Source organism: Corallococcus aberystwythensis (assembly GCF_003612165.1).
GTDB lineage: Bacteria > Myxococcota > Myxococcia > Myxococcales > Myxococcaceae > Corallococcus > Corallococcus aberystwythensis.
In genome coordinates, this window is record NZ_RAWK01000082.1 from 1 (window position 1) to 17,874 (window position 17,874).

15 protein-coding genes are annotated in these 17,874 nt (G+C 68.6%); 6 read left to right on the forward strand and 9 right to left on the reverse strand.

Translation table 11 applies throughout. From position 1 onward, the window contains the following. Positions 1 to 141: 141 nt before the first annotated feature. A complete protein-coding gene (locus D7W81_RS41975; protein WP_147445494.1) occupies positions 142 to 348 on the reverse strand; it encodes a hypothetical protein in 207 nt (68 codons plus the stop codon). Between the two features lie 859 nt (positions 349 to 1,207). On the opposite strand from D7W81_RS41975, the gene D7W81_RS15370 reads away from it, so the two are divergent. Further along, positions 1,208 to 1,987 carry a HEAT repeat domain-containing protein gene (locus D7W81_RS15370; protein WP_147445495.1) on the forward strand — a complete coding sequence of 260 codons (780 nt, stop codon included), beginning with the start codon at positions 1,208 to 1,210 and terminating at the stop codon, positions 1,985 to 1,987. Positions 1,988 to 1,993: 6 nt separating this feature from the next. Here D7W81_RS15370 and D7W81_RS15375 read toward each other — a convergent pair whose 3' ends face one another. Continuing rightward, complete coding sequence (locus tag D7W81_RS15375; protein ID WP_120556125.1) at positions 1,994 to 2,839, reverse strand: nuclear transport factor 2 family protein; 846 nt, start codon at positions 2,837 to 2,839, stop codon at positions 1,994 to 1,996. A 72-nt stretch (positions 2,840 to 2,911) separates the two neighbouring features. Here D7W81_RS15375 and D7W81_RS15380 point away from each other — a divergent pair, with 72 nt between their 5' ends. Beyond that, on the forward strand, positions 2,912 to 3,766 hold the full coding sequence (locus D7W81_RS15380; protein WP_120556126.1) for a LysR family transcriptional regulator: 855 nt from the start codon (positions 2,912 to 2,914) through the stop codon (positions 3,764 to 3,766). A 593-nt stretch (positions 3,767 to 4,359) separates the two neighbouring features. On the opposite strand, the gene D7W81_RS15385 is transcribed toward D7W81_RS15380, so the two are convergent. Beyond that, positions 4,360 to 5,262, reverse strand: a complete 903-nt coding sequence (locus D7W81_RS15385) for an aldo/keto reductase family oxidoreductase (RefSeq protein WP_120556127.1) — start codon at positions 5,260 to 5,262, stop codon at positions 4,360 to 4,362. A 94-nt stretch (positions 5,263 to 5,356) separates the two neighbouring features. On the opposite strand from D7W81_RS15385, the gene D7W81_RS15390 reads away from it, so the two are divergent. Continuing rightward, positions 5,357 to 6,265 carry a LysR family transcriptional regulator gene (locus tag D7W81_RS15390; protein ID WP_120556128.1) on the forward strand — a complete coding sequence of 303 codons (909 nt, stop codon included), beginning with the start codon at positions 5,357 to 5,359 and terminating at the stop codon, positions 6,263 to 6,265. A gap of 111 nt (positions 6,266 to 6,376) precedes the next feature. Next, positions 6,377 to 7,597, forward strand: a complete 1,221-nt coding sequence (locus D7W81_RS15395) for an FAD-dependent monooxygenase (protein ID WP_120556129.1) — start codon at positions 6,377 to 6,379, stop codon at positions 7,595 to 7,597. 10 nt (positions 7,598 to 7,607) lie between these two features. On the opposite strand, the gene D7W81_RS15400 is transcribed toward D7W81_RS15395, so the two are convergent. Continuing rightward, on the reverse strand, positions 7,608 to 9,329 hold the full coding sequence (locus tag D7W81_RS15400) for a GMC oxidoreductase (protein ID WP_120556130.1): 1,722 nt from the start codon (positions 9,327 to 9,329) through the stop codon (positions 7,608 to 7,610). 230 nt (positions 9,330 to 9,559) lie between these two features. Here D7W81_RS15400 and D7W81_RS15405 point away from each other — a divergent pair, with 230 nt between their 5' ends. Further along, positions 9,560 to 11,356 (forward strand): DUF885 domain-containing protein, encoded by a 1,797-nt coding sequence (locus tag D7W81_RS15405; RefSeq protein ID WP_120556145.1) that lies wholly within the window; start codon positions 9,560 to 9,562, stop codon positions 11,354 to 11,356. 31 nt (positions 11,357 to 11,387) lie between these two features. On the opposite strand, the gene D7W81_RS15410 is transcribed toward D7W81_RS15405, so the two are convergent. Next, positions 11,388 to 12,683, reverse strand: coding sequence for a hypothetical protein (locus D7W81_RS15410; RefSeq protein ID WP_120556131.1), 1,296 nt, complete (start codon positions 12,681 to 12,683; stop codon positions 11,388 to 11,390). 152 nt (positions 12,684 to 12,835) lie between these two features. Continuing rightward, entirely contained in the window at positions 12,836 to 14,062 is a 1,227-nt protein-coding gene (locus D7W81_RS15415) for a cytochrome P450 (RefSeq protein WP_158621602.1), read from the reverse strand. A gap of 114 nt (positions 14,063 to 14,176) precedes the next feature. On the opposite strand from D7W81_RS15415, the gene D7W81_RS15420 reads away from it, so the two are divergent. Continuing rightward, positions 14,177 to 14,878 (forward strand): TetR/AcrR family transcriptional regulator, encoded by a 702-nt coding sequence (locus tag D7W81_RS15420; protein ID WP_158621603.1) that lies wholly within the window; start codon positions 14,177 to 14,179, stop codon positions 14,876 to 14,878. Positions 14,879 to 14,893: 15 nt separating this feature from the next. Here the strand turns inward: D7W81_RS15420 and D7W81_RS15425 are convergent, their stop codons facing one another. Genes D7W81_RS15425 through D7W81_RS15435 form a run of 3 tightly spaced genes read right to left on the reverse strand, consistent with a single transcriptional unit; the run spans position 14,894 to position 17,871 of the window. Next, on the reverse strand, positions 14,894 to 16,282 hold the full coding sequence (locus tag D7W81_RS15425) for an amidohydrolase family protein (protein WP_120556133.1): 1,389 nt from the start codon (positions 16,280 to 16,282) through the stop codon (positions 14,894 to 14,896). Positions 16,283 to 16,337: 55 nt separating this feature from the next. Then, positions 16,338 to 16,973 carry an NADPH-dependent F420 reductase gene (locus D7W81_RS15430; RefSeq protein WP_120556134.1) on the reverse strand — a complete coding sequence of 212 codons (636 nt, stop codon included), beginning with the start codon at positions 16,971 to 16,973 and terminating at the stop codon, positions 16,338 to 16,340. A 37-nt stretch (positions 16,974 to 17,010) separates the two neighbouring features. Continuing rightward, positions 17,011 to 17,871, reverse strand: a complete 861-nt coding sequence (locus D7W81_RS15435) for an inositol monophosphatase family protein (protein WP_244227226.1) — start codon at positions 17,869 to 17,871, stop codon at positions 17,011 to 17,013. Positions 17,872 to 17,874: the final 3 nt, after the last annotated feature.

Genomic DNA, 17,874 nt, shown 5'->3' on the forward strand with positions numbered 1-17,874 from the left:
TGCGCGAATGCCTCCGCCGTGGCCCTGGGGCCGCTGGAGAGCACCTGCTACGCGCTCCAGGACGCGGCGCGCTGGTACCACCCCAAGGAGCGCTGCGCGCAGCTGGAATTCGAGTTGCTGCGGCTTTCTGCCCAGGTGGCTTCACGGCCCGGGCACCTGCTCCTCATCCAGTCGCTGCAGCGGGCCTTCCGGGGCATCGCGGACCGGCTGCTGCCCTTCATGGGCGGCGATGTGATGCGCCAGTGGGTCATCTGCGCGTTGGATGCGCTGTATGCGCGCGACGTGCAGGCGCTCCAGCAGCAGCTGCCGACGCTGATGAAGGCGTACGACGAGCTTGTGCTTGACCAATTCGCCCCCGTCCCTCGGGAGGATGCGTCTCCCAAGGCTCCTCACGCTCAGGAGGGCCATCACTGCGCTCCCGCGTCAGCCACCTCGCAGGACGATGCGCCCGAGGCACACCCTTGCATTGAAACGCCTGGCCCCGGCGGCCTCATATCCACCACCAGGCAGGACGATGCATTTGAGGTCCAGAGCTGCGCTGAGACGCGTGGCCTCGGCGCGCCTACGTCAGTCACCGAGCAGGACGAGGCATTCGAGGCACGCCCCTGTGTTGAGGAGCACGGCCTCGGCCAGCTCGCGCCAGCAACGAAGGACATCAATGCACTCAGGGGCGCACTCATCCCCCATGGTGAGGCCCTTCCCGTGGAGGCTGACAGCAGGGAGCTGAATCTTCCATCCGCCCTGGGCGTCACCGGAAACCGGTCTGACTGTCGGACAGGTTGGGACACCTCATCTCCGGAGGAGGGCTGTCAGCTTGAGCCTCCACCTTCCAACACCTGCTTGGTGACGCATGAGGACGCCGGGCCACCTCCTGGCACTCAGGGCCCCTCCACCCACCAACGGGCTGGTAGGCAGTGCTCTTTTGACTCATCCATGGCGGGGCGCCCCAGAGCCCACTGATTCGTGAGCGGCGCCAGCCTTTCCGCACGACCTCGCCAGCGGGGTCACGCCTGCGCAGGATGAATCCGGCCGCATCCGCCCGAGCCGTGCCTCCGCGTCAGACGTGTCGACGAACTCCGGGTGACCTCCCTGGCACGCCTGTGTCGCCTCCTCGTCGACGGCAGCGGGCAGTCCGTGCGTGACACGCCGCGCTCTGCTGGCGGAGGCTGGGTGCGTGACGCACGACCCAGATAGGGATGACAGGACGGTGGACGCACTCGTGGCCGTCGCGCTGAGAGGCGTGCCGGAGAGCTCTGAGGCCTGGGAGGCAATCTACGCCCTGCGTCGCAGGGGAGGGGAGAAGGTCTTCGCCGCCGCCAGCGCGCTGCTTCGCTCGCCGCTTCCCAGGGAACGGGCACGCGGCGCCGACATCCTGGCGCAGCTCGAACAGCCCCCAGACCTGCGGTCGCGCGCCGCGGACCTGATGCTTCCGCTGCTCTCCAGAGAGAAGGACGCACAGGTCTTGGAGTCGCTCATCCTGGGCCTGGGACACCTGGAGGACTCGAGGGTGACGGGAGTCATTACTCCCCTGCGGGACCATCCCTCCGCTCGGGTCCGCGGAGCGGTGCTGCTGAACATCCTGAAGTCGCCGGGCGAAGAGCTCCTGCCCGTGCTCCTCGCGTTCGCCGACGACCCGGACGAAGGGGTCCGCGGTCTGGTGATGGCCCACCTGCGGACGCTGCCCCCGGAAGTCGATACGCCCGGACTGCGAGACGTGCTCGTGCGCCGCATGGACGACGTGAGTCCGATGATTCGGGCCGAAGCCGTGCTGCTGCTCGCGTACCGCAAGGATCCACGAATCCTGGATCCGCTGCGCAGGGTTCTCCGCCGCTCGCGTGTCCGCGAGGAGTTCGTGGAGGCCGCCGGAGCACTGGGAGACCCGTCGTTGCTCCCTGCGCTGCGCGCATTGGAAGGACAGCGCCAGGACGACCGGCCTTTCACGCGGGCCCTGGCAACGGCTATCGCCGCACTCGAAGCTGTCGCCTGAGACGTCTCACGGAGAGAGAAGAGGATTGCCCCAGGCCGCGGCGGAGATGCGCCACTGCCCACCAGTGCGCACCAGCAGCAGGTGGTCGATGAAGCGCGCGTCACCCACGCGGACCTCCAGCTTCGCCGCGGCCACGTTGCCCCGGATCTCTACCTTCAGGATGGTCCACGGGCTCTCCGGGTCCTGGATGCCTGCCTCCGCGTTCGCCGCGTAGCGGGCCGCGGCCTCGGACAAGGTGCCCCAAGCGAAGGGTACCCCCTCGACGTGCACGCGGTAATAGAGGCAGCCCGGTGTATGGGATTGGTGCAGCAATGCGTGGCTGTAGAGCGCATGCGCTTCGATCTTCGCGTCGAGCACCGTGCGAACCTCCTGCTGCGCGGAAGGTGACGTGGCCGCGACCTCTCCAGGTGCGAGCCGTTGAAACACCTTGCCCACGATGCGCCAGCCCACGGGCGTCTCCACGACGAGCAGCAGGTCGTCGAACGTGTGGTCCGGCCAATGGGACACCGCCTCCATCAACGCGAAAGGACCCTCGCGGTCGAGCACCGTCAGGCTGCGTCCGGCCGCGGGCTGGGGCGCTTTCGCAGCCGCATCCAGCAGCTGCCACCACTCCAGCTGCGTCCGGGTCCGCAGCGAGCCTTCCGTCCCGTCCACCCAGTGCATGAGCACGTCGGGGTGGAACGCGGACCGCAGCAGCCGGCTGGAGCCCGTGTCCGAAGCCTGGAAGTACGCCTGCACGGCCTCCTCGGGGGTGTTGTGCAGGCGCGAGAACGGTCCTGGAGAGGGAAGCGGGCCGGTCCGCACACAGGCCGTGAGCAGCGCGAGCGTCACCAGCGGGAGGGTCTTCGACATGCACGGCAAGGTGCGCGTTCAGGCCCGTGGACGCCAATTGATAGTTTCGCGTTGAATCCATAGAAGACTTCGATGGACTTCCCCGACCTTCCCTTCCTGCGCACGTTCGTGACCGTCTACGAATGCCGGGGCGTGACGGAAGCCGCGGCGCGCCTGCATCGCACACAGCCGACGGTGAGCTACCAGTTGCGCCGGTTGGAGGAGACGCTCGGCGCGCCGCTGTTCGAACGCCGGTCGGCGCGGCTCGTGCCCACGCCCATGGCGGACCGGCTCTTCCGGTTCCTCGGCGGCTTCGCCCGGGACGTGCAGGCGGTGTTGCAGGGGGAGAAAGAGGACCGGCCGCTGGAGATCGCCGCAGTGTCTGGCTTTGGCCGTTACGTGCTCTTCCCGCTGCTGCGGGAGTCGGAGTCGCTGCACCGGGCGCTGACACTGCGCTATCCGTCGGCGGAGGAGGTTTTTCTCCAGGTTCGGGAGGGCCAGGTGGACGTGGGCTTCTCCTTCCGGAGCACGGTGCACCCACGGCTTACGCTGACGCCTGTCTACGAGGAACAGCTCGTGCTCGTCGCGGGGCGGGCCTGGGCCCGGCGCCTGCGCGTGCAGGAGCACTTCCAGGACGTGCCGTTGGTGACGTACGACGAGGGGGACTACGTGGTGGGGCGGTGGCTGGGCCACCACTTCGGCAGGCGCCATCCCCACTGGTACAGCACCGCGCACTTCGAGGAGCTGGAGGAGGTGCTGGAGTGGGTGGCGCAAGGACGGGGCGTCGCCGTCGTCCCCAGCTTCTGCATCCCGAAGGGGCGAGCCCTGAGCGTGGTGGGCTGGGGCAAGCCCGCGCTGACCAACGCGGTGCATGCCGTGCAACGCGCCCACGCCCCGGTGCGGCCCGTCGTCGCGGAGCTGCTGGAGCGGCTGCGCGACTCCCGCTGAGCAATCACGGGTACACCACGTTCTACCCGCGGGCCAGACTGGACGTCGGCGCGCACGAGGTCTCACACAGCTTCACCGAGCAGAACTCGGGGCTGACCGCGGCGCAGCTGCGCGGCTGCCCGTCCGTCGGTACGGCTACCAGCGGCAATGGCGCCCACCCTGACGTCACCGCCTCCCTGTCGGCGCGCAACATGCAGTGGCTCATCCGGCCGGTGAACTCGGGCTGCGCGGTCGCGTCGAAGGACCACGAGGATTCCTCCATGGCGTCCATCTCCGCGTATGCGCTGGGCCTGCGCGCGTTCTGACCGGCTCCGCCGTGGACCCCGGCTCGCGCCACGTGGCCCGGAGCTTCATGGCGCTGGGGCGCTCCGGACGTGATTCTTGCAGCCCTGCCACCGAGGAGAGTCCAGCATGCAATGACCGGGTCCTCACCTCACCGGGCGAAGCGCGAGCGCTGAATGGGTCAAGAGGCTTTGGGCCGACCGAAGTCGGGTCCTGGTGTCAGTGGGCGTCTGTCTTTGGGTTGTCAAAAAGCCGTGCCGCCTGCGCCCGGCGTGCGTGGAGACGCCTGGGCGAAAGGGGACCACGTTGTTTCAGGAAGCGCTCGCGTCTGCCCGGGACGTGGGATTGGCGCGGCCCATGACGTCCAGCTCCCGGAGCGCGTCCTCCGGCAACGGAAGCTCCGCCGCGGCCAGGTTCTCCCGCAGGTGTGCGACGGAGGCGGTGCCGGGGATCAGCAGGATGTTGGGCGCGCGGTGGAGCAACCACGCGAGCGCGACCTGCATGGGCGTCGCCCCCAGGCGTTCGGCGACGCCGGACAGCGTGGACGACTGGAGCGGGCTGAAGCCTCCCAGCGGAAAGAATGGCACGTAGGCAATGCGGTCGCGGGCGAGCGCGTCGATGAGCGCATCGTCGTGCCGGTGCGCCAGGTTGTAGTGGTTCTGCACGCAGACGATGTCCGCGATCCGCCGTCCTTCGGCGACCTGCGTGGCGGTCACGTTGCTCAGCCCGATGTGGCGCACCAGCCCCTTGCGCTGGAGCTCGGCGAGGGCGGTGAGGGGCGCTTCAATGGACCCTTCAGCGGGGCCGTGTGTGCTGAACATGATCCGCAGGTTGACCACGTCCAGCACGTCGAGCCCCAGGTTGCGCAGGTTGTCGTGCACGGCCTGGGTCAGCGCTTCGGGTGAGTAGGCCGGCAGCCACGCGCCGTCGTCGCCCCGCCGGGCGCCAATCTTGGTGACGATGACGAGGTCGCCGGGGTAGGGCGCGAGCGCCTCGCGGATCAGCTGATTGGTGACGTGCGGGCCGTAGAAGTCGCTGGTGTCGATGTGGTTCACCCCGCGAGCCACGACCTCGCGCAACACGGCCCGTGCCGCGTCGGGGTCCTTCGGGGGGCCGAACACCCCGGGCCCCGCGAGCTGCATGGCTCCATAGCCAAGGCGCTTCACGCTGCGGCCACCAAGGGGGAAGGTGCTGGATGGGTCGATACCGGGCATGCTCCATCTCCTTTCGAGATAGGGCATGGATAGTCGCATTGGGCGCTTGGGATAACGGGGCACGACCCGTACAGGTTGTGCGGAGCGGCGGACAGTGAAGGTCGACCTGGGTGATTTGAACGCCTTCGTGGTGGTGGCGCGGTCCCGGAGCTTCCGCGAGGGCGCGCGCCTGAGCGGCAGCAGCGCGTCCTCGCTGAGCGACGCGGTCCGCCGGCTGGAGGAGCGGCTGGGCGTCCGGCTGCTCAACAGGACGACGCGAAGCGTGGTCCCCACCGAGGCCGGGGAGGGCCTGCTGTTGCGCCTGGCCCCCGCGTTGACGGAGATGGAAGCCGCGCTCGATGTGGTGAACGGCTTTCGCAGCCGGCCCGCCGGGGTGTTGCGCCTCAACGTGCCCGTCAGCGCGTCACGGCTGGTGCTGCCGGGCATCGTTCCTCCGTTCCTCGCCGCGTATCCCGACATCCAGCTGGAGGTCATCGCCGACGACAGCTTCGTCGACGTGCTCGAGGCGGGATGCGACGCGGGCATCCGCTACGACGAACGGCTGGAGCAGGACATGATCGCGGTGCCCATCGGGCCGCGCGTCCAGCGCTTCGCCACGGCCGCGTCCCCGGGGTACCTGGAGCGGCATGGACGGCCGGAACACCCCCGGGACCTCTTGAACCATGCCTGTCTGCGCGGGCGCTTCGCCAGTGGTGCGATGACCCCGTGGGAGTTCGAGCGCGACGGCGAGGTGGTGCGGATTGAACCCTCGGGGCCGCTGACCGTCCGTGTGGGTGGGGCCGCCGACCTCTCCGTCGATGCCGCCCTCGCCGGCACGGGCGTCGTGCACCTCTTCGAGGGCTGGCTGCGCCCGCACCTGGATAGCGGCGCGCTGGTACCCGTCCTCGAGTCCTGGTGGCAGGACTTCCCGGGGCCGTTCCTCTACTACCCCGGGAGGCGCCTGGTGCCCGCGCCGCTGCGGGCGTTCATCGACTTCATCAAGGGCCTGGAGGCGGCGCCTTGAGTCGGGGCCGCATACCGTGCGTGGGCGCCTCCCACGCAGGTTGTCCGGGTGCCCCCTCGTTGGCTTCCAAGAGGGCGTGATCGGATGGAGGAGTCCGGTAGAAGGGCCGCCATGAAGCCTCCTCGCATCGTCATCGTGGGCGGTGGTCCCGCCGGAATGCTCCTCGCGTATCAGTTGGTCACGAACGGCGTCCCGGTCCGCGTCCTGGAGCGCCACCCGGACTTCGAGCGCGAGTTTCGCGGAGAGCTCCTGCAGGCACCGGTCGTTGAAGCGTTGGCGCGCGCGGGGCTCTTCGCCGCGCTGCTGGAGCGAGGGCAGGCCCTGCCGGACATCGAGCGGGTCATGTACGTGGGCAAGCGCCGCTCGGTCCGAGTGCCCGGTCCCCGGGAGGTGGGAGCCGTGGTGTCGCAGCCTGGGATGCTCGCGCTGTTGCATGAGCAGTGCATGCGGCATCCGCACTACCGCATGGACTTCGGCACCACGGTGCTCGACGCCGTGCGGGAAGAGGGACGCGTGGTGGCGCTGACCACCCGCCGCGAAGGAGTGGAGGAGCGCGTCGAAGGGGACCTCTTCATCGTCTGCAACGGCCGCAACAGCCACTTGCGCAGGTCCTGCGGCCTGGAGACCGAACAGTTCGAGACAACCGCCGACGCACTCTGGCTGCGCTTCGACCTGTCCGATGCACCGGAGACCCTGCCCACGTCGCTCCAGGTCCACATGTTCGGCAAGGGGCGGGTGGTCGTCTTCCAGCCCTCCACGCGTCACCGGCTGCACGTCGCCTTCAGCGAGCCAGGCGACCTCAACGGGTTGCGCAAGGACCTTCCGGAGCTGCGCCGGAGGCTGCTGCCCACGGTGCCGGAGAGGCTCCGGCCCCACGTGGAGCGCAAGCTCGACGAGCACACGGAGTGGCAGGTGTTGCGCATCCTCGTGGACCGGGTGAAGCGCTGGCATGCGCCCGGCGTCCTCTTCCTGGGAGACGCGGCGCACACCATGTCTCCGTCGGGAGGGCAGGGACTGAACCTCGCAATCAAAGACACGTTCGTGGCCGCCAACCACCTGCTGGATGCCATTCGCGAGGAGCGTCCGCTGGACGCAGAGGTCTTCCAGCGGATCCAGGACGAGCGCCAGCCCGAGGTGGACCGGGTCCAGGCAGGACAGACCCGAGCCGGGCAGATGGTGCTCAAGCCGCTCGGCGTGCTGCACCTGATGTTCACCCTCCTGGGCGCGGTGATGGCCGTCGCGGGCAAGAAGATGCAGGGCGCGGCCGGGCCCGCCGTCGAACCGCGCTACGTCACACCGCTCGCGCGCGGCACGGCCACGGGCTCCGAATGAACGCTTCCGCTCAGCCGCGGAGCCGGTCCGCCAGGTCCTGCGCCAGGCCGCACATGGTCAGCGTGGGGTTCCAGGAGCCCGACGTGGGGAAGAGCGCCCCGCCCGTCACGTAGACGTTGCGCACGCCGTGCGGCCGGTAATCCAGGCCGACCACCGACGTCGCCGGGTCCTTGCCCATCCACAGCGGCGAGGCCTCGTGCACGATGATGTTCAGGCGGATGCTCTTCTTGCCCGGCCGCTCTGACTGCCAGAACCCGCCGTCGCCGCTCGCGTTGTCCACCCAGTACTCGATGGCCGGGCCCGAGCAGCCCGCGCGCCCCGACAGCACGTCGAGCGTCTGATACGTCGCCTCGTCGAGCACGTCCCACAGGTGATGGTCCTGCACGCCGGGCTGGAGCTGCAGGGTGATGTTGGTGGAGGGCGAAGTGCCGCCGTTCATGCGGATCCAGTTGTCGGGGTTCTTCTCGCTCACCTCGCCCAGGGTGGCGCAGACGAACACCACGTAGTCCTCGGAGCCCTTCAGCTGCGCCATCGACGCGACCGCCGCCGCGTCCGGAGCTTCGTGGGCAATGGTGCTCTCGTCCGCCTCCGGGTTCGCGGCTGCGAAGGCGCTGGCCTGCACGTGGTACTGCAAGCCATTGGGCGCCTTGCCGTCCAGGTACGTGGCCCCGATCTCCAGCGAGGACAGGTCCTTGAACGCCGAGCGCTTCACTCGCGCCGTGATGTGAGACATGAAATGCCCGGTGTATCGCTTGCCGATGTTCGGCAGCGCCTCCTTGAAGGAGTTCATCAGGAGCGTCGCGGGCGGGATGGTCCCCATCGCCAGCACGACCTTCGCCGAGCTCACCGCCAGCGGACCGCGGCTGGTTTCGAGGGCGGTCACCGTCCCATGGCCGTCATGCACCAGGCGGTCGACGACGCAGTGGTCGACGATGGTCAGCGGCTGCCCCTTGCCCTGCGCCCCCAGCGCCTTCTGGGCCTGCTGCAGGTCCAGCAGCGTGCCGACGGTGGAGTACTTGTAGAACTTGACCCCCTTCCACGGCGTGTTGCCGACGGCGATGGGCGCCGGGAACGCGCTCCCCGCCGAGGGCACGTAGTGCTTGAAGTTCTCGCGGAGGTTCACGTCCAGCTGGTGCTGGAGGCTGCCGTAGACGCCATCGTGGATCCTGTCCACCGAGGTGACGTGCAGGAAGGCGCGGGCGCGGTCCCAGAAGCCCGGCTGGAGCGTGACGTCGATCAGCTCCTGCGGCCAGTCGCGCATGAGGTCGGGGCCCGGCGCCGGGCACCAGGCGCTCCAGTAGGTGGAGCGCCCGCCCAGCACGGGGATGTAGCCGGCCTGGAAGAACTCCGATTCCGTGGTCGCCATCCGCGTCGTGCGCGTCCACGGATAGGTGGTGGGCGGCGAGCCCGTCGCAGCCTGGAACGCGAGCGGCAGCATCTGGTAGTGCGTGGGCAACCAGAAGCCGCCCCGCTCCAATACCAGGATGCGCGCGTTCGGGTTGTGCTTCAGCGTCTGCTCGATGAAGGCCACGCCGGTGGGCCCGGTGCCAATCACGATGAAGTCATACGCGGACGCCTGGATGTCGCTCCACTCATTCGGCGTGGCGAAGAAGGCCTGTCCGGCGATTTGATCCGCGCTGGCCTCCTGCGGACCGGGAACGGGATAGCCGAGCGAGATGCCCTTCGGAACGTTGCGGGAGCCAGCGAAGAACTTCTTGTAATTGGCGGCCATGGGACCTCTTCACGCGAGACGGAGGGAGGTGCTCGCCTCTGGTTTTGCAGAAGGCGTGCCGCATTCCAGACACTCGCCAAACCGCTGAACCGTCGAGCGAGGGAGCGCACTGGAGGGCCAGGGCCGCGTTGCATCCGGAAGCGCTGGCGTCTTCCCAGGACGCGCCCGGGTACCGCTTGTCCCCGGAGGGGGCTTGGGCGACGCTCGCGCGTCCCTTCCCCCGAGGCTCCATGATCGCCCTGCGCACCCCGAGCGTCCTCGCCGCGTTGCTGCTGTTGTCCCCTGGCTGCACCACGTCACGCCCACCGGTCCAGGCGGAGTCCTCGGCCTCCCAGTCCGCCGCGCCCGCGTTGGCTCCCGCGCAGGTGGCGCTGCGCGCCTTCGTGGACGCGCACTTCGAGGAGCACTTCCGCCGCTCGCCCATGTCCGCCACCTCCGCGGGTGTCCACACGTATGACGGCGAGCTGCGCGGCTTCCGGCCCGAGGAGCGGGCGTCGCACCTGGCGTATCTGAAGGAGCGGCTGGCCGCGCTGCCCAAGGCGGTGGACCGCGCCGCGCTGCCGCCCGGGGACCGGGCCGACTACGACATCCTGGAGAACCACTTCCGGGCGCGCATCCTGGACCTGGAGACGGTGCGTTCGTGGGAGCGCAACCCGAACGCCTACCTGGGCTTCGCGTCCAACGCCGTGTTCCAGCTCATCAACCGCGACTTCGCCCCGCTGGAGGAGCGGATGCGCTCGGTGGTGCAGCGCATGGCGGTGGTGCCAGAGGTCTTCGCGGCGGCGCCGAAGAGCCTCCAGAACCCGCCGAAGCTGTGGACGGAGATCGCCCTGGAGCAGGTGAAGGGCACGCGCTCGCTCTATGCGCAGACGCTGCCGCAGGCCTTCGAGCCGGTGAAGGACGCCGCGCTCCAGGAGGCCTTCAAGAAGGAGCAGGCGCGCTGCCTGGAGGCCATCGACGGGTACATCCGCTTCCTGAAGGACGACCTGCTGGCCCGCTCGAACGGCGACTTCGCGATTGGAGAGGAGACGTACCGCCAGAAGCTCCAGTACGAGGAGGGCGTCACCGAGAGCATTGATTCCCTGCTGGCCTGGGGGCGCGCGGAGATGAAGCGCACGCAGGACCAGTTCCGCGAGGTGGCGGGACGGATTGCCCCGGGCAAGGCGCCCATGGACGTGTACCGCGAGCTGGGGAAGGAGCACCCGTCCGGGGCGGAGCTGGTGTCCACCACGACGGCGACGCTGGAGGACATCCGCCAGTTCCTCATCGACCGCCGCATCATCACGGTGCCCAGTGAAGTTCGCGCGAAGGTGGCGGAGACGCCGGTGTTCAGCCGCGCGCTGTCCTTCGCGAGCATGAGTACGCCCGGCCCGTTCGAGACGAAGGCAACGGAGGCGTACTACTACGTGACGCCGCCGGACCCGGCGTGGAGCGCGGAGCAGACGACGCAGCACATGAGCTTCTACAACCGCTACGCGCTGCCCATCGTCTCCATCCACGAGGCCTACCCCGGGCACTACGTGCAGTTCCTGTGGACCAATCGCATCCAGTCCAAGGTGCGCCGGCTGCTCGGCTCCGGCTCCTTCAGCGAGGGCTGGGGCCTGTACACCGAGCAGATGATGCTGGACGAGGGCTACGGCGGCACGGGCCCCCAGGCGGACCGGCTGCGGCTGAACCAGCTGGCGCTCTATCTCCAGCGGCTGGCGCGCTACGTGGCGGGCCTGTCCCTGCACACGCGAGGGATGACGTACGACCAGGCCGTGAGCCTCTTCGAGAAAGAGGCCTACATGACGCGCATCAACGCGGAGCGCGAAGCCCGCCGCGGCACGTCCGACCCGACGTACCTCGTCTACGCGCTGGGCAAGAAGATGCTGATGGAGCTGCGCGAGGACGCGAAGGTGAAGTGGGGCAAGGACTTCAGCCTCCAGCGCTTCCACGACGCGGTCGTGTCACACGGCTACCCGCCCGTGCCCATCGTGCGTCAGCTGCTGCTCGGCGAGGACACGGCGCCTTCCGCGTCCCGTTAGTCATTGCCGGCATGGACCTGTCAGGGGCGGCTCACAACCGCTGGTTGATGGGAATCAACAGCCCATCTCCCTCACCCTCGCGGGACCCTTCGATGTCCAGAGTGACCATTCCCGTATCGGGGGCGACGTCGTACGAGGTCACGATGTCGCCTAGCCTCGTCAAGCCCTGCCTGAGTGCATCCAGGGTGCCCAGGGTGTTCAGCTCACTCAGGTCGGTGTTCTCTCCGGCGAACCGCGTCCAGGTATCGAGCCGCCCCTCGAAGACGATGTTGTCGGCTCCGTCCACCCAGCGGGGCAGGGTCGAATCGGGGACGCGCATGATGTGTTCGGTGACCACCTTCCGGCTCAGTCCCCCCAGGTTGCCGTGGAGGGCCGCGCCAAGGAACTCCTCGACCGTGTTCCGCACGGGAGAGTGAACGGTGCTCCTCGACATGCGATAGGCCTTGCTGAAGACGCCTGTCAGCGGCAGGCGACTCTTCACGGGCCGGAGCTGGGCGATGTCCTGGACCTCCATGTCATCCAGGATCCGTCGTTCCATCGTGCTCAAGCAGCGTTCGCGGATGTCCAGGAGGTCGAAGCGCGGCAGGAAGAGGAAGCGGTTCTTCCCCGGCACCTTGCTCCCTTCGAACGTCAGCCGGTGCAAGACCAGGAACAGATACGCCAGCAGCCGGGGGTGCTGGCGGCCGAATTGATTGGGCAGCCCCAGATCGTAGATGGCATTGGCGACATGCATCTCGTCATCGAGATGCATGTTATCCAAGAGCTCTTCGAAAGGGTGCTGGTTGCTGACAAGACGGTCGCCCAGGTGGTCCAGGTTCGTGGAGAAGTTCACCTGGATGCAGTCGCTAGCAATGAGCCCGCCGGAGGAATGGAGCGTGGCGGACCGGACTTCCGTCACCCGTTGATCCTCCGAGGGCCAGCAGCAACAGAGGCTCTGCCAGAAGGACACCGGCTGGGCACCCATTCGGACGTCGACGTCCTTGGAGGTCCGCTTGGGGGAGAACTTGAGCGGTGCGGACCGGGTCTGCCTCACGAAGGAGTCAATGGATTGCTTGGTCGTGCAGTGCGACAGGGCCTCGACGAGCGCCACGAGCTGGCCGACCTGGACCTTCCAGGCGGGGGCGGAGTCGTAGGGGTTGATGTCGACGTTGGAGACAAGCTCCAGGGTCGACGAGCCTCCCATCGTGCCTGTCTCGATGACCGCGTTCACGCCAGGCCGGACCTGGGTCTTGAACAGGGTCACGCCCTTGTACGGTTCTCCGAAGAGTCCTCCGGATTGGGTCCGCACATTGACGTGGTTCAACTCGACTTCGAATCCCAGGGACATGGCGAGGCGCCTCCCGCGAACAGTGGAATCATACCCGTATAACGCGATGCCCCAGGATAGACCGCGGGAGGGCGCAAAGCTCTCTTGTCTGCTCTTCACGCCGCTGCTTGCGGTGTTCGAGATTAACTCCGTGGGTTGCTCCGGCTGAGCTCTCAGCTCCGTGGGAAGCGCACGTGCAGCGAGCTGGGCCCGCGGTCCTGGAAGTTGGAGCCCTGGTAGTTGTAGGGCCTGTCGACGAACTCCCAGCGCGGAAACTCGAGCAGGGCGCGCAGGGCCTCCTCGACCTCGAGCCGGACCAAGGAAGCCCCGGGGCAGTAGTGGGCGCCAACCCCGAAAGTCATCTGCCGGTTGGACGTCCGGGTGATGTCGAAGCGGTCCGGGTCGGGGAACATCGAGGGGTCGCGGTTGGCCGAGGCGACCATTGCGTAGACGAACCGCCCCTTGGGAATGAGCGTGCCGCTCAGCTCTGTGTCCTCCTTGCACAGCCGGTTGATGGACAGGACGGCCGGCTCATGGCGCAGGCTCTCTTCGATGGCGCCCCGGACGAGCCCCCGGTCCGCCCTCAACGCGCTCAGGGCCTCGGGGTGCTTCAGCAGCGCGAGGACCGTGTTGGTGAGCTGGTTCGTCGACGTGACGAAGCCCGCGCCAATCATCTGGAAGGATTGGATGACGGCCTCGCCCGCGAGCTGGGGATTGCCGTCCTCTCCCGCGATGAGCTGGCTGATGAGGTCGTCGCCGGGCGCCGCGCGGCGCTTCTCCACGATGTCCCTCAGGTAGGCAAACATTTCGTGGGAGGTCTGCCGCAGTGAATTCCTCGCGTCGTCCGTGTTGACGCCCGCTCCCGCCGGCTTGAGCAGGTCCTTCGCCCAGCGCACGAACCGCGACCGGTCCGCCTCGGGGAGCGCGAACAGCTCTGCGATGGCATTGATGGCGATGGGCTCCGCGAAGTCCGCGACCACGTCCATCTCGCCCTGGCTCCGTCCCTTCACCAGGGCCCTCTCCACGAGTGCTGCGAGCCGGGGCCGGAAGCGCTCGAGCGCCGCGGGCGTGAAGCCCTTCATGATGAGCTGACGCAGCAGCGTGTGGCGCGGCGCGTCCTGGAAGAAGGTCAGCCGGGACCAGTTCGCGAGCATCTCCTTCGATGCCGCGTCCTCCCCCAGCAGTCCCATCCCCGCGAACATCTCGGTGGCGCGCTGCGAGGAGAAGCGCGGGTTCTTGGTGACCACCTCGATATCGGCGCCGCGCGTGATGATGAAGCTCTGGTAGGGCTCGAAGAAATACACGGGCGCCTGGGTGCGCAGCCGCTCGAACGTCGGAAAGGGATTCGCGAAGAAGCTCTCGCTCGTCAAATCGAAATCGGCGCCGGTGCTCGTGCTCATCGTTGCTCCATGGGTTTGGGCCGGCCGGGAAGGCTGGCTGGCGGCAAACCCTGCCACACCCTTCAGTGTGACGCCCGCCGTCCGCCAGGTCCCCAACCGGGTATGATTCAGCGCATGCGCACCAAGGCGGCCGGTCCCCGGGGCACGGGCGGGCGTTCTCCACGTCTCTCGCGGGACCTCGTGGTGGAGACCGCTGTCGCGCTCGTCCGCGACCAGGGATTGCGGCAGCTCTCCATGCGGACGCTGGCTGAACGGCTCGGGGTCACGCCCATGGCCGTGTACAAGCATGTCGCGAACCGGGACGCGCTCGCGCTCCTGTGCGTCGAGTCCATCCTCGGGGCCGTCGTGTTGCCGGAGGAGCGGCTGGCTCCCGTGGCTTGGCTCCGGAAGCTCGCGGGCCGCCTGCGCGCCGTGGGCCTGCGGCACCGGGGCCTGATGGACTTCCTGTTGGAGGAGGGCCCCGTCGTCCAGCCCGCGCTCGTCATCCTCGACAGGACGGTCCGCAAGCTGCACGCCGCGGGCATCCCCTGGAAGGAGGCGGGCGCGCTGCACAACACGTTCTTCTCCTGGCTGGCCGGAGCGGTTCGCAGACAGGAGCCCTGGGACGTGAGCACCCCGGGGGCGCCCCCTCCCTTCGAGAGGTTCTTCGCGGCGGCGGAGGCGCTCTCCGCCGGGGATTACCCGGGCCTGGCCCACAGCCTGCCTCACATGCGCGCCACGGATGCCGGGCGCGAGTTCGAGGCCAGCCTCGGCTTCATGCTGGAGGGAATCCAGCGGCGCATCGACGCACGGCAGACCTCCCCGCGAAAGCGTTGAGGCCTCCTTTCCACTTCAGTCCGCACGGCCCAGTTCCCAGTGCGCGGCGAGCGCCTCCCGCTCACCCAGGAGCGCCGCCGCTCCGCCCACCCGGGCGAGCACCGCGTCGCGGGCCTCGACCACCCGGCGCCGCACCGCTTCGAGGTCCACGCCGACCAGGGCGCCCTGGAACTTCGCCCACTGTCCGCGCACCATCACCGACTCGACATTGCCCGCATGCGCCTGGAGCACCACCGCGTCACGGGGGCGGTTGAGCGGCGTCAGGTTCAGCGCCCCGGCGCCGAGGACGATGAGGTCCGCGTCCTTTCCAGGGCGCAGCGAGCCCGTGACCCGCCCCAGGCCCAGGGCTTCCGCGGCATCGAGCGTCACCATGGGGAGCATGCGTGCCGCCTTGAGCGAGAGGACCCGGGACAGGCCCTCGCGCTCGTGGGCCCGCGCACGCTCCACCTGGAGCGCCAGCCTCATCGCGGTGAACAGGTCCCCTCCGTTGCTGGAGACGACGTCGCAGCCCAGTGTGGTCCGGACCCCCGCGTGCAACGCGCGTCCGGTGACAGGGAAACCCATGCCCATCTGGAGCTCTGTTTCCGGGGTCACCGCGATGGCGCCACCGCTTCCGGCGATGTGCTTCAAGTCCTCCTCGGAGCTCCATGTGCAATGGACGAAGAGCAGATCCGGACCGAGCAGTCCCTCGGCCGCCATCCGCTGCACCTCGCTCGGGCCCGGCATGGGCCACGCGGAACAGTGAGCGGTGATGGGGACGCCCAGCTCGCGCGCCGAAAGGATTTCCGCCCGGCTCTGCTCCCAGGGAATCTGCATCTCCGTCAGCGCGATGCCCATCCGGACCAACCCGCCGTCGGACGCAAGGCGGGTGGTGCGCAGGCGTCTGGCGTCCTGGAGCCGGCTCGCATGCGTGGGCAGCGCGGTGCTCTCCTGGGGCCCGGCGGCATAGCCATACGCGAAGAGGGCCCGGATGCCCGCGTCCTGGAGCGCCGTGAGCGCGGCGTCCGCGTGCTCGGGCGTTTCCATGCAATGGGAGTAGTCCACGAGGGTGGTGATGCCCGCGTCCAGGGCCTCCAGGGCTCCGGCCAGGTTGGCGGCATGCAGGTCCTCTGGCCGGAACGCGGGCGAGAGCTTCACCCGCACCGCCGCCAGATAGTCCATCACCGTCCAGTCCGCGCCCAGGGCGCGCAAGGGCGTCTGCCATGTGTGCCGATGCGCATCGATGAGCCCAGGCATGAGCAGCTTCCCGTGCAGGTCGACGACGCGGCAGTCCTCCGCGCGCAGCTCGGGCCCCATCGCGAGGATGACCCCGTCCTCCACCAGGACGTCGCCTCGCGGCAGGTCCGGCTGTTCGGGGTCGCAGGTGAGGACTTCCGCTCCACGCAGCATCCATCGGTCGCCCATCCGGTGCTCCTCCTGGAAGATGTCTGGAAGTATACACCGTATACCTCCGGCGCTCTCAGCGGACGACGCTGACCGCGAACGGCGCGAGTCCCTGCCGGCGAATCACGTGAGGCACCAGCAGGATCAGCGCCTCGGTCGCGCGAGCCGTTTCAATGCCACCCAGGTCCAGGATCCACTCCGGGCGCCATCCCAGCTCACCGAGCAGCACGGCGACCTGCTCCTTCGCGGCAGGGTCATTGCCTCCCAGGAACGCGGTGGGTGGCGTCGCGAGTGCTCCAGGCGCGGTCATCACGGTGAACAACATGGTGTTCAGCGACTTCACCACCCGGGTTTCCGGAAGGGCTTCCTGGAGCTTCTCCCCCAGGCTGCTGTCCGGAGGGCAAAGCCCTCCAGGAAGCCCGTTGGGCAGCCGCACCGTCGCGTTGGCCACATCCAGGAGCACCTTGCCTCGCAGGGGCTCGCGTAGGGCCGTCAGGGTCTCGAGCGCCGTGTCACCGGGCGTGGCGTGGATGACGAACGACGCCGCGCTGGCCGCCGCTTCGAGCGTCGTGTGGCTCACCGGCGGTCCCTGCCATGCGGCGGCTCTCTTCGCGGGGTCGGGCGTGCCAACGATGACCTCGTGCCCCTTGCCCGCGAGCGCACGCGCGAGTGTTCCACCGACGCGACCTGCTCCCAGAATGCCGAGCTTCATGAAATGGCTCCTTGTTCGTTTCAAGAGGGGACCGCTGTCAGGCAATGGCGCGCAGGACCTCGACGGCCTCGCGGTGGATTCCCGGTGCACAGGCGAGGAAGTCCTCGCTCGCGAGCGTCCAGGGCCTGCCGCGCGTGTCCGTCACGACGCCTCCGGCCTCGGACACGAGCAATGCTCCCGCCACGAGGCCCGAGCGCACGTCGCTGTGCTGCCAGAAGCCATCGATGTGTCCCGCCGCTACCAGCCCCAGCTGGAACGTGGCCGGCACGGTCATCCGCACCACGAGCGCCGCATGCAACATGGCCGTCACCGCCTGGCCCATACGCCGGTAGGTCTCGGGCGTCTCCCCGGGCTTCGCCTGCCCGGTCGTGACGATGGCGGCCTTGAGCTCGGCCTTGCTGGATGGCCGCATCGGCACGCCGTTCACGCAGGCGACCCCGGCTCCCCGCACCGCGGTGTAGAGGCGGTCCGCGACCGGTTCGTGGACCGCGGTGAGGACCGGGACGTTGTCGCGCACGAGCGTCGCGCTGATGCCCCACTCGGTCAGGCCATGGACATGGTTGACGTTGCCCTCCACGGGATCCACGACCCAGAACTCGCCCCCGGGAAGCAGGCCTCCTTCCAGCTCGTCCTCCACCCAGCCCGCCTCCGGACGCGCCGTCTTCAGAACCTCTCGCATCAGGCCGAGTGATGCCGCGTCGTTCTGGTGGATGGCCTTCACCACCCCGTCGCGGTCGGCGGGCGTCCGCTGGAGTGGCTCGAACCGTTCGAGCATCCCCGCGCCCGCTGTTCGCACGGCGGCGACCGCCACGGCGAGAAGCGCGCCGTCACTCGGGTTCATCCGCGCCTCCGCCGAGAGGCGGCGGGCCTGGTCGAGCCTGGCTTCAAGGGTGTTCATGGT